The sequence below is a fragment of the Peptoniphilus grossensis genome, assembly GCF_001940285.1.
GTDB lineage: Bacteria > Bacillota > Clostridia > Tissierellales > Peptoniphilaceae > Peptoniphilus_A > Peptoniphilus_A faecalis.
This window is the reverse complement of the sequence record NZ_MJIH01000001.1, coordinates 302,055-314,322: the sequence shown is the minus strand read 5'-3', so window position 1 is coordinate 314,322 and position 12,268 is coordinate 302,055. Positions and strand designations below refer to the sequence as shown.

At 31.3% G+C, this 12,268-nt stretch carries 11 protein-coding genes, 1 pseudogene and 1 other annotated feature; of the genes and pseudogenes, 11 read left to right on the top strand and 1 reads right to left on the bottom strand.

What is annotated here, in order from left to right; all coding sequences use genetic code 11:
• Positions 1-67 precede the first annotated feature (67 nt).
• A complete protein-coding gene (locus BIV18_RS01545) occupies positions 68-1,348 on the bottom strand; it encodes an O-acetylhomoserine aminocarboxypropyltransferase/cysteine synthase family protein (RefSeq protein WP_075658979.1) in 1,281 nt (426 codons plus the stop codon).
• A gap of 85 nt (positions 1,349-1,433) precedes the next feature.
• Positions 1,434-1,675, bottom strand: a binding site (T-box leader).
• 170 nt (positions 1,676-1,845) lie between these two features.
• On the opposite strand from BIV18_RS01545, the gene BIV18_RS01540 reads away from it, so the two are divergent.
• From BIV18_RS01540 to BIV18_RS01490, 11 genes and pseudogenes are all read left to right on the top strand, one after another.
• A complete protein-coding gene (locus BIV18_RS01540; protein WP_075658978.1) occupies positions 1,846-2,571 on the top strand; it encodes a YebC/PmpR family DNA-binding transcriptional regulator in 726 nt (241 codons plus the stop codon).
• The gene (gene deoC / locus BIV18_RS01535) at positions 2,571-3,230 is read left to right on the top strand and encodes a deoxyribose-phosphate aldolase (RefSeq protein WP_075658977.1); all 660 of its coding nucleotides are present in this window, start codon (positions 2,571-2,573) and stop codon (positions 3,228-3,230) included. Before BIV18_RS01540 ends, deoC begins: the two co-directional genes overlap by 1 nt.
• Positions 3,227-3,984 (top strand): annotated as a pseudogene (gene lgt, locus BIV18_RS01530) (prolipoprotein diacylglyceryl transferase). Before deoC ends, lgt begins: the two are co-directional and overlap by 4 nt.
• A gap of 38 nt (positions 3,985-4,022) precedes the next feature.
• The gene (locus tag BIV18_RS01525; protein WP_075658976.1) at positions 4,023-4,634 is read left to right on the top strand and encodes an epoxyqueuosine reductase QueH; all 612 of its coding nucleotides are present in this window, start codon (positions 4,023-4,025) and stop codon (positions 4,632-4,634) included.
• On the top strand, positions 4,631-5,806 hold the full coding sequence (locus BIV18_RS01520; protein WP_075658975.1) for a CapA family protein: 1,176 nt from the start codon (positions 4,631-4,633) through the stop codon (positions 5,804-5,806). The genes BIV18_RS01525 and BIV18_RS01520 overlap by 4 nt, the downstream gene beginning before the upstream one ends.
• Complete coding sequence (locus BIV18_RS01515; RefSeq protein WP_075658974.1) at positions 5,803-6,492, top strand: tRNA1(Val) (adenine(37)-N6)-methyltransferase; 690 nt, start codon at positions 5,803-5,805, stop codon at positions 6,490-6,492. Before BIV18_RS01520 ends, BIV18_RS01515 begins: the two co-directional genes overlap by 4 nt.
• Positions 6,489-7,283 (top strand): 16S rRNA (cytidine(1402)-2'-O)-methyltransferase, encoded by a 795-nt coding sequence (rsmI, locus tag BIV18_RS01510; protein WP_075658973.1) that lies wholly within the window; start codon positions 6,489-6,491, stop codon positions 7,281-7,283. Before BIV18_RS01515 ends, rsmI begins: the two co-directional genes overlap by 4 nt.
• Positions 7,280-8,224 (top strand): DNA double-strand break repair nuclease NurA, encoded by a 945-nt coding sequence (locus tag BIV18_RS01505; protein WP_075658972.1) that lies wholly within the window; start codon positions 7,280-7,282, stop codon positions 8,222-8,224. Before rsmI ends, BIV18_RS01505 begins: the two co-directional genes overlap by 4 nt.
• Positions 8,225-8,232: 8 nt before the next feature.
• Entirely contained in the window at positions 8,233-10,065 is a 1,833-nt protein-coding gene (locus tag BIV18_RS01500) for an ATP-binding protein (RefSeq protein ID WP_075658971.1), read from the top strand.
• A gap of 167 nt (positions 10,066-10,232) precedes the next feature.
• Positions 10,233-10,586: an Asp23/Gls24 family envelope stress response protein gene (locus BIV18_RS01495; protein WP_075658970.1), complete on the top strand. Its 354-nt coding sequence runs from the start codon at positions 10,233-10,235 to the stop codon at positions 10,584-10,586.
• Between the two features lie 13 nt (positions 10,587-10,599).
• Positions 10,600-12,264 carry a fatty acid kinase ATP-binding subunit FakA gene (locus BIV18_RS01490; protein WP_075658969.1) on the top strand — a complete coding sequence of 555 codons (1,665 nt, stop codon included), beginning with the start codon at positions 10,600-10,602 and terminating at the stop codon, positions 12,262-12,264.
• The last annotated feature ends 4 nt before the right edge of the window (positions 12,265-12,268 follow it).

Below are 12,268 nucleotides of genomic sequence, written 5' to 3'. Positions count from 1 at the left end.
CCAATCAGATGATCTATACAATACTATTCACCTAGATTTTTTGAAATTAAAATTGGAATTTATGAAATTAAATTTTTTCTAGTGCTTGTTTAACATCATCGATTATGTCCTTTACATCTTCAATGCCAACACTCATTCTTACCAAGTCAGAACTAATACCAGCTTGTACAAGTTCTTCTTCGTTCATTTGTCTGTGAGTTGTACTTGCAGGATGTAGGACGCAAGTTCTTGAATCGGCAACATGAGTTACAACTGCTGCAAGTTTTAAGCTATCCATGAATTTTGTCGCAGCTTCTCTGCCACCTTTAACTCCAAAGGCGATTACGCCACAGGATCCATCTGGAAGATATTTTTTTGCAAGTTCGTGTTGTGAGTCCTTTTCTAATGCAGAAAAACTTACCCAAGAGATTTTTTCGCTATTTTCTAAAAATCTTGCAACGGCAAGAGCATTTTCATAATGTCTTGGCATTCTAAGATGCAATGTTTCAAGACCAATTTCCAAATAAAAAGAATTTTGAGGAGAAGGAATGCTTCCTAGATCTCTCATTAAAGTTGTAGTCATTTTTGTAATATAAGCACCTTTGCCAAAGGCTTCGGTATAAATTACTCCGTGATAAGTTTCATCAGGCTCAGTAAGTCCAGGGAATTTGTCCTTGTACTTTGACCAATCAAAGTTTCCAGAATCGATAACTGCACCGCCAACGGAATTTGCGAATCCATTCATATACTTTGTAGTGGAGTGAGTGACAATATCTGCACCCCATTCAATTGGTCTTAAGAAAATTGGTGTAGGGAAAGTGTTGTCAACTATTAGTGGAACACCATGTTCATGTGCAGCTTTTGCGAAAGTTTCTATATCTAAAACTTTTAGTGATGGATTGGAAAGAGTTTCGCCAAATACGGCCTTTGTGTTTTCCTTAAATTCTTTGTTTAAATCTTCAAGTGAAATTGCTGGATCAACAAAAGTTGATTCAATACCAAGATCTTTCATCGTGTGAGCAATTAAATTATATGTTCCGCCATAGATTGCTGATGAGGCAATTATGTGATCGCCTGCCTTTAAAATGTTTAAAAGTGCATAAAAGTTTGCAGCTTGACCTGATGAAGTTAAAATTCCAGCAACACCTCCTTCGAGTGCTGTAATTTTATTTGCAACAGCATCATTAGTTGGGTTTGCAAGTCTTGTGTAAAAGTAGCCTGCTTCCTTTAAATCAAAAAGATTGCCCATTTGTTCTGATGAATCGTATTTAAAAGTAGTTGATTGAATAATTGGTACAACTCTTGGTTCGCCATTTTTTGGCTCATAACCTGCTTGAACACATAATGTTCCTAAATTTTTCTTTGTCATTTTATCCTCCTAATTTTTGTCGGTAGCTCAAAGGGATTGAAAATTTTATTTTAAAACTTTATAACAATAAAAAAAGCTTCCATCCTTAAAGGACGAAAGCTATGCTTCGTGTTACCACCTTTTTTTATTATTTTATCGCTAAAATAACCTCATAGAGTACCAACATACTCCGAACGCTATAACAGGCGTACCTGTCGCAGTCTAAACAATTGTCTCGGTGCGATGACTCCAAGGCCATGTTCCAAAGTATCCATTTTGATTTCTTTCACCATGTGAAACCTCTCTGTAAAAACTTTTACAATGTACTCTCCTCTTCAAAGTCTATACATTGAATTGTAAATAGAAAAAAATATTTTGTCAAGTAAAATTTTAAAATTTTACATTAAAGTAAGTTTTGACTTTTGTAAAAGAAAAGCCTAACTATTGACGATATTAGAAACTTTGTAATATAATAATAAAAAAGCTAAAAATAGCGATTTATATAGAAAGGTGATTAAATGTCAGGACATTCTAAATGGAATAATATTAAAAATAAAAAGGGTAAGGAAGATGCAAAAAAAGGTAAAATTTTTACTAAACTTGCAAGACAAATAACTGTTGCTGCAAAGGAAGGCGGGCTTGATCCAGATTATAATCCATCCCTTAAGGTGGCTATCGATAAAGCTAAGGCAGAAAATATGCCTAATGATAATATAGATAGAGCAATTGCTAAAGCTGGAGGTGGAGATAACGACGCTAACTTTGAAGAAATTGTATACGAAGGTTATGGTCCAGGCGGAGTTGCTGTAATGGTAAATTGCTTAACAGACAATAGAAATAGAACTGCGCCAGATGTTAGACATTTATTTGATAAATATAGTGGAAATCTTGGTCAACCTGGTTGTGTATCCTTCATGTTTGATAAAAAGGGTTCTCTTGGAGTCCTCAAAGAAGGACTTGATGAGGACGAGTTTACTCTTACTGCAATTGATGCGGGAGCTGAAGATGTAATCGACAGAGGCGAAGCTTTTGAAATTATTACTGCACCTGAAGATTATATTGATGTTAGAAAGGCATTAGAAGATGCAGGACATTCTTTTATTGAATCAGAAATAACTTATATTCCACAAACTACTACTGAACTAACTGATGAAGAAGATATTAAAAATATGGATAAATTAATCGATGCATTGGAAGATAATGATGATGTAACTGATGTATATACATCTTGGGAGAGAGATTGATGGAAATTAATAGAATTATTGACCACACATTGTTAAAACCAGAGGCAACGGAAGCACAAATCGAAGAAATTGTAAGAGAAGCTAAAGAATACAATTTCTTTTCAGTATGTGTAAATCCAACTTGGGTGAAAAAATGTGCAGAAATGTTAAAAAATAGTTCTGTAAAAGTTTGTACTGTAATTGGCTTTCCTTTGGGAGCAAATACTTTGGAAACTAAAATATTTGAAACAGAAAATGCAATTGAAAATGGTGCAGACGAAATTGACATGGTTATTAATGTTGGCTATGTTAAATCCAAAAAATTTAACGAGGTTGAAGATGAAATAAGAGAAATTGCAAAAGTTTGTCATGATAATGGTAAAATTTTAAAGGTAATTTTAGAAAATTGTCTTCTTACAAAGGATGAAATTAAAAAAGCTTGTGAAATATCAGATAGAGCTGGTGCAGATTTTGTAAAGACTTCAACAGGATTTTCGACTTCTGGTGCAAGTGCAGAAGATGTTAAATTAATGAGGGATTCTGTATCCGATAGGGTAAAAGTTAAAGCAAGTGGTGGAATTAGAGATTATAAAAAGGCAATAGAAATGATAAATAATGGAGCAGACAGGCTTGGAGTTTCTGCGGGAGTTGCAATTTATAAGGAGAGCAAATTATTATGAAAATAAATCCCGTCGCCTTTACAATTTTTGGACTTGAAGTAAAATGGTATGGAATTTTAATAGCAATTGGTGTTTTTTTGGCAATTTTTATAACAGAAAAAATGGCTGAGAAGAAAGATTATAAGTTTGGCCTTTATAAGGATATTTCAACTGATGTGTCTATTTTTGCTGTATTAATTGGAGTTTTAGGTGCAAGACTTTATTATGTGATTTTTGAGTGGGAATATTATAGCAAGCATTTAGATGAAATTTTTGCAATAAGAAATGGAGGACTTGCAATTTACGGTGGAATAATTGCAGGAGGACTTGCTATATATTTTTTTGTAAGCATAAAAAAGTAAAAACTTTAACCTTACTTGATTGCGTTGCACCAGGTCTTGCACTTGCACAGTCCATTGGAAGATGGGGAAATTACATCAATGGCGAAGCTCATGGTGGTGTTACAGATGTACCTTGGGCAATTTTAGTTGATGGTCAATGGGTTCATCCAACATTTTTTTACGAATCAATTGTTAATTTTTCAATATTTTTGTTTTTATATTTTTATCTTTCTAAAAGGCAAAAATTTGAAGGAGAACCTATTTCTTTTTACATGATAGTTTATGGAATTGCAAGGTTTTTCATAGAAGGTATGAGGACTGATTCACTTTATATAGGTATCTTTAGAGTTTCTCAACTTGTAAGCATTGCTATAATAATTTTTGGTATATCTATTAGAATTATAGCTAAGAGTAGACAAAAGAATGTAAACTAATTGGACTAGGCAACTAGTCTAATTTTTTAGGTGATATTTTGAAGAAAATTAATTACAATTTGGAAATGGAAAAAATAATAGAAAAAATTGAGATAGGGAAAGAGCCTAGACTCCTTTTACACTCTTGTTGTGGTCCTTGTTCTTCTGCAGTTTTAGAGAGGATTTGCGATTACTTCGACATAGATGTTTTTTATTATAATCCAAATATTGACAGTGAAGATGAATTTTACAGAAGATCTAATGAACAAATTAAACTTGTCGAGGATTTAGGACTCAATGAGAAAATTGACGTTAAAGTTATAAAATATAATCACAATGAATTTTTAAATTATATAAAGGGATTTGAAAATTACAAAGAGGGCGGAGCAAGATGTTTTAAATGTTATAAACAAAGGCTTGAGAAGACAGCAAAATACGCAGCAAAAAACAATTATGACTACTTCACAACAACTCTTTCTATTTCTCCCCATAAAGATTCACAAATTCTAAATCGACTTGGAAAATTTATTGCTGAAGAATATCAAGTAAAATATTTATATTCAGATTTTAAAAAGAAAAATGGTTTTAAAAGATCAGTTGAACTAACTGATAAATTTAATATGTACAGGCAGGATTACTGTGGTTGCGAATTTAGTAGAGGTGAAGATTGAAAAATTTAAAAAACATTTTCTTTATAGTCATTGTGTTTGCTTTGGGACTTGTACTTTATATTTCTCACAACAACAATTTTAACTTTGCAAGCAATGAAAATAAAATTAGTAAATTAAAAAATGCAAGTGAAGAACAAATAAAAAAAGAGGATAAGTCTGAAGTAAAAATTTTTGCAATGGGCGATATGATTTTTCATCAACCCATTGTAAGGAGCTACAAAACTACTAATTCTTACGACTTTACACCAATTTTTGCTAAGATTTCAACAGACATAAATGAGGCAGATATTGCAATTGCAAATTTTGAAGGCTCAGTAAATTCAAATAGAAAATTATCGGGATTTCCTCTTTTTAACTATCCCAAGGAAACTATTTATTCCTTAAAAAATGCGGGTTTCGATGCAATATCAACTGCAAATAATCACGCACTAGATACTGGAATTGAAGGGATTTTGGAAACTATCTCTCACATAAAAGAGAGCGGAATGAATTTTTTTGGAACACTTGTAGAAGATGGTGAAAAGGGAATAATTATCGAAAAAAATGGAATAAAAATAGGACTAATTTCTTTTACAGACACATTAAATGGAATGGACTCCTTAATACGAGGCAGGGAATATTATGTTAATACTTTTGCACAAGATGTGAAGGCAGATATTGAAAATTTAAAAAATAAGTCTGATATTGTAATAGTTTATGCTCACTGGGGAAATGAATACCAATTAATTCCTAATGAGAGACAAGTTAATTTAAAAAACATGCTTCAAGAATATGGTGTAGATATTATTCTAGGCTCTCATCCGCATGTTTTACAAAAATATGAAGTAGAGGAAAAAAATAATAAAAAATATTTTACGATTTATTCAATGGGAAATGCTCTTTCAAATCAAAGAGAGGAATATTTAAAAAAATCTGGTGTTGACACAGGAGCATTAATAAAACTTATAATTGAAAAGGACAATAGGAGCGGAGAAACAAAATTAAAGTCCTATGGTGTTTATCCAACTTTTGTCAATAGATATAGAGAAAAATGTAAATTAAATTACGAGTTGGTAAAGTTAGAAGATATTGTATCTAATGAAAAAATAAGTGATGTTACTAACTCTGAATTTAAAAACAAAGCCGAAAAAAAATACAATGAGGCGATAAAGATTTTAAAGGGTGAAATATGAAAAAGGATGAAGTTTCAGGTACAAATTATGTAATTTTTCAAGATGAAGAGGAATTCAAATACACTACTGACGCCTTGATTTTATCTTCTTTTGTGAAAAGTGGGGAAAAAGCCATAGATCTTGGATGTGGCACTGGAATTTTGTCTCTTAGGGTATGCGATAGATTTCACGAAATTCATGCTATTGACAAAAACAAAAATGTTTTGGAATTATTTAAAAATTCTATTTCTTATAACAGATTAGGGAAGAAAATAAATTTATTAAGAGAAGATATTTTTAATTTAAGGGATTTTTATAGTACAAATTTTTTTGATGCAGTAATTTTTAATCCACCATATTATAATTTTAAAAATATAAAACTTGAAACTATTGATGCAAAGCATTTTTTTGATTTAGATGGAAGTCTTTACATAGTAAATTATCTTCTAAAAAACTCTGGAACTCTCTATATGATTTATCCAACTTACAGACTTGCAGAAGTGATATATAATATAAATAGTGTAGGACTTAGAGTTAAAAACATAATAAATATCCACGGAAATAAAAATAAAAATGCAAAAACAACAATAATTATTGCGAAAAAACAAGCAAATTTTGGAAATGATTTTAGGGATTTTTATATAAGAGATGGATCAGATTATTCCGATGAGATGAAAAGAGTTTATAGAAATGAGGTATTATTGTGATTTATTTTTGTCCAACACCAATTGGAAATTTAGGTGATATTACAATTAGGACAATTGAGATTTTAAAATCTGTTGATATAATTTTTGCCGAAGACAAGAGAGTTACAGTAAAACTTTTAAATCATTACGACATAAAAGCAGAGTTGAGAACTTATCATAAATTCAATGAATCTGAAATGTCTGAAAAAATAATTGAAAACATTGCCGATAGGGATATCGCCCTTGTAACAGATGCGGGTATGCCTGGAATAAGCGATCCTGGTGCAATACTTGTTAAAAAATTAATTGAAGAGAAAATTGATTTTAGAGTTTTGCCAGGTGCCAATGCTGCACTTACAGCCTTAGTTTTGTCAGGGCTTGATACAGATCATTTTACATTTTATGGTTTTGCTTCAAGTAAATCTTCTGCAAGGAAAAAAGAATTGGAATCTTTAAAGGATTTAAAATTCACTATTATTTTTTATGAAGCACCGCATAGAATTAAGGATTTTTTACAAGATGTCTATGAAGTTTTTGGCGAGAGAAAAATTTCTATTTCACGTGAAATAACAAAAGTATTTGAAGAAACTATTAGATCTACAACATCAAAAGTTATTGATGAAGATATTACTGAAAAAGGGGAGTTTGTAATTTGTATAGAAGGCAATAATAAAGAAGAAAATTATAATATAAAAGAACTTTTGGAAGAAGAGTTAAATAGGGGTGTAAAAAAATCTCAAGCTGTGAAAGAAATTTCAAAAAAATATAATATTCCAAAAAACGATGTTTACAAGGAGAGCTTAAATTTATGATAAATTTAAAGGAACTTGAAGGTCAAATAAAAAATGTAAATTTAAATTTGAGAGATAAGTACGACTTTGTATTTAGAATAAATCATAGTGAATTTAGAGAGAAAATAAATAAAGACGTGGGAAAAATTATCAAAATGGAAAAATTTAAAAAAAGCGAAATTTCCAAATACAAAAAAACTGTGGGAGTTGACGGTTCAAACAATAGAGCTGGCGGTGCTTTTCCGCATTTTATCGAAATTTTTCAAGGACTTGCGAAGTCAACTGATGGCAATGAAGTTTATAAAACTAATGTCTATACCCCGACTTTAAACTCAAATTACGACGATAAAAACCTTTCACAAAAACTTTTGGCGACTATTGAAATAGAAACTGCTATTGAATATATAGATAAATATGATTTTGATTATTTAATGATGGACGGAGGATTTATTAGGTATAAAATCAATTGTTTGGAATTATTTAAGGAGCTTCGTGAATGTTGTGAAAGAAAAAACATAATTCTCTTTGGTGTGATCAAAGATATAAAGACCAATGTTATTGCAAGAAGTCTTGAACTTGACGAAAGCATTTATGATAGAGAAATTTTATTCAATAGACTTAATATTGGCGAAGCAATTTTAATAAAAAATGAAATAAATAAAAAATTTATTAAAGATGGAATGGGAGAAGGGTTTTCCTCTGCATTTATGAGAACTTCAAGATTTCCTGGAGCAATTGGAGTTGATATTTTAGATACGCAAGAAGATTATTTAATGGAAATTTGCAATTTAATTTATACTTTAACTCCAATGTCATCGAGAGGAGTACCACTTTGGCTTGATATTGTAGATAAAGATGTAAAAATTACTGATGAAATATTAGAAATGCTTTTGGAAGAATATTTAGACAGAGATGTTTATGAACGATTTTTTATTTCTGAACGAGATAAGAGATCTTTATAGGAGGAAAAATGAAAGTACTTGGAGTTACTACTACAAGGGAAGTATATATTGGTTCAAAGGAAAAAAACTTTCGAAACAATGAATTTTTAATAGTTGAAGATCCAGTTCAAGGCGATATTATTGGAGAAGTTGTTGATTCAAAAACTTTTAACAGATTTATTCCTCTTGATATTGGAGGGGATTTTGTAGACAATGATGTATTATCATCTCTTGATTCCATGGGTTACGATGTTGGGGAAGAAACAGTTTATGTAGCAAAACTAAGATTTTTTGAAGAATTACTTTATCCACCGCTTACTGGAAGTGATTTGAGAACACCAGAATTTTATGAAATTAAAAATTTATTAATAGATACAATGCCAAATAATTCTTTAATTCTCGGCTCAATTAAAAATACCGACAACATTGCAAAGGGTATGGATGATGTTTATAAAAATCTTTTTAGTACCTTTGAAAACAAGGAATATTTAAAACAAAGAGAACTTCCTTATTTATTTGATTATAAATCCATGCACCAATATCCTCACATAGGAGTATTTGGAGGATCTGGAAGTGGTAAGTCTTTTGGGCTTAGAGTTATATTAGAAGAATTAATGGAAATAGGAGTACCTGCAATTGTAATGGATCCTCATTACGAAATGGATTTTTCAAATAATTCTGAAATTTCTAATAAGAATTATAGTGACAAATTTAAATGCCTTGAAATAGGATTGCAAACGGGAATAAAATTTCAAGAGTTACAAAAACGAGACCTAAAGAATCTTTTAAACGCCGCATCACCGCTTACAGATTCCATGAAAAATGTAATCGACATAATGCTAACAAAGGGATCTAGCTTTGAATCCTTTAAAAATAAATTGGATATGCTTTTGGAAGGACAAGAGATCGGGTCAAAAGATAAAATATTATCGGAAATTGCAGCAGAACCAGACATAACTAGAAAGAATAGATTTGAAGAAGTATTGGATATATACGAAAGATATGACAAAACTTGCAATTCAATGAGCGTTCGTGGGGTTTTGTGGAGGCTTATAAATCTTCAAAACGAAGGGATTTTCTCCCACAATATTGACGAGCTTTTAGATTTATTAAAGAGGAGAAAATTAGTTGTACTTCAAGGATCGACAAGAATTATAAATGTATTTTCAACTTATCTTTTGGCTAAATTATATTATTTAAGAAAGGAATATAGGGATGAACTTTACAGAAACAATGTAAAAGCAGATTATTTTCCACCCTTTGTAATTATTACTGATGAGGCACATAATTTTGCTCCAAAGGGCTTTGACACACCATCAAAAAGTATTTTGCGTGAAATTTCTCAAGAGGGGAGAAAGTACGGAGTCTTTTTAATTCTTGCAACTCAAAGGCCGACACTATTAGATGAAACAATCACTGCACAACTAAATACAAAGCTGATTTTTAGGACTGTAAGAGCTTCTGATATTGACACAATTAAAGAGGAAACAGATCTTTCCATTGACGAGACAAAAAGACTTCCTTATTTAAGTTCAGGAGATGTGTTTATTTCCTCTGCAAAAAAAGGACGTACATCTTTTGTTAGGATTAGAGCTGCAAATACAGTTTCACCTCACACGGAAAATCCTTTTGATGAGTTAGAAAGTTATGAAAATGAAACTTTCGAAAAATTTTTTAATGACATAAAGGATTTACTACCAATTGACGCAATAAGTTTAAATATAGCTTTAGTTAATTATAATAAAAAATCTGGAGAGAATTTATCCTATGATGAATTTAAAAATAGATTAGATGAATTGTATAAAAGAGATTTTATAAAAAAAGAAGACAATTTTTTGACGGAAATGTATTTGATTAAATAAAAGGCGAGGAGATTAAAAATTCTCGTTTTTTTGATACAATGTATTTATGAAAATAAAAAGTGTAACATATGTCTTGACAGTTAAGAATTTTTACAAGGGAATTTTATAAATTCTGTTAATCTTTTATAAATTCTCTGTTATAATAAAAAAGATAAGGAGGTGCCCTCATGCCGGCAATTATAAATAGAAAACTTGGAAATATTGTAATAGAAGATAGCGTAATTGCAAACATAGCTGGGATATCAGCAATGGAAAGCTATGGAATTGTTGGAATGGCATCAAAAAATGCCGCAGATGGAATTTTTGAACTATTGAGATTTGAAAATCTATCAAAGGGAATTGTTGTAAACACTGAAGAAAATGAAATTAGTATTGAACTTCATGTTATTTTAGAATATGGAGTAAAAATTTCTACTGTCGGTGAGAATATTATAGAAAGAGTTAAGTTTAATATTGAGAACTTGACAGGACTTGAAGTTGATAATATCGAAGTCTTGGTAGAAGGAATTAGACTTAAATAGTGGAGGTAAGGTTTTGGAAATAAAAAAAATTAATGGCCCTTTATTAAAAAAAATTTTTAAAGGTGCTGTAAATTATCTAATATCCAGAAAGGAAGAGGTCAATGCTCTTAATGTGTTCCCTGTTCCTGATGGAGATACAGGCACAAATATGAGCCTTACATCAAAATCTGCCTTAAAACAAATTGATAGTTTGGAGGGAGATTTTTCAGTAGGAGATGTTTCTGCTGCTGCGGCACGTGGTGCACTTATGGGAGCAAGAGGCAATAGCGGAGTAATCCTCTCTCAACTTTTAAGAGGTTTTTCTGAAGGATTAGATGGAATTAATGAAGCGGGAATTTCTGATATAGCACATGCTTTTAAAAGGGCAAGTGAAACAACTTATAAAGCTGTTATGAAGCCAATTGAAGGTACGATTTTAACAGTGGGCAGAGAAACTGCTGATTTTGCCATTAGGCATCATAAAAAAGCTGAAGATCCAATAAAGTTTTTGGAAGATGTAATTGTTGAAGCAAATAAATCCCTCGACAATACTCCAAATTTACTTAAAGTTTTAAAGGAAGCTGGAGTAGTTGACGCAGGCGGTAAGGGTTTAGTTGTGTTGCTTGAAGGTGCACTTAAAGTTTTAAAGGGCGAGGATATTGCTGATCAGAGCGAAGATGAGACTTTAAAGAAAAAAGCACAAAAGGAAATTCAATTTACTGAAGCCGACAAATCTCTTAAATATGGATATTGTACAGAATTTATTATAAATACTGATTACGAAGATATAGATTCTTTTAGAGAGAAAATTGCTCCTCTAGGAGACTGTTTATTAGTTGTTGGGGGCGGCGGAACCCATATTATTAAAGTTCATGTCCACACAAATGATCCAGGTGTTGTTTTACAACATGCTTGCGAACTTGGTCTTCTTCAAGATATTAAAATTGATAATATGAGATATCAACATAGAGAAGTTCTTTTTGATGACAGTGAAGTTGCTGAAGCTAAAAAGAAAGAAGAAGAGGGAGAAATTATTGAAGAAAAGGATTATTCTTTTATAACTGTATCCATGGGCAGTGGCATGACTGAAACCTTTAAATCTCTTGGAGTTGATTATGTTGTAGCTGGTGGACAGACTATGAATCCATCAACAGAAGATCTTTTGAAGGGCGTGGATAAAGTTGGCGGAAAGGTCGTCTATTTAATTCCAAATAATAGCAATATTATTTTATCAGCAGAGCAAGCTAGGGACATTTCTGAAAGAGAAATTATTGTAATTCCATCAAAATCTGTACCACAAGGCATTGCAGCAATACTTGCTTTTAACGAAGATGCAGATAAAGAAGAAAATAAAGAAAGTATGATGAAAGCAATAGAAAATGTAATAGATGCCTCTGTAACTTATGCAGTGAGAGATACAACTATTGGTGGAAAAGAAATTCACAAAAATGATATTATTGGGATTGCATCAAAGGAAATCATCTCAAGTGGAAAAACTGTATTTGATGTTGCAATTGATACTGTAGATAAACTCATGAACGAAGAAATTTCTCTATTAACTGTTTTTTACGGAGAAGATGTAAGTGAAGAAGATGCTGAAAAAGTTCGTGAAGCTATCGAAGAAAAATATCCAGATATTGATATAGATGTTATAAAGGGAGATCAGCCTATTTATTATTACATCATTTCATTAGAATAAGAAT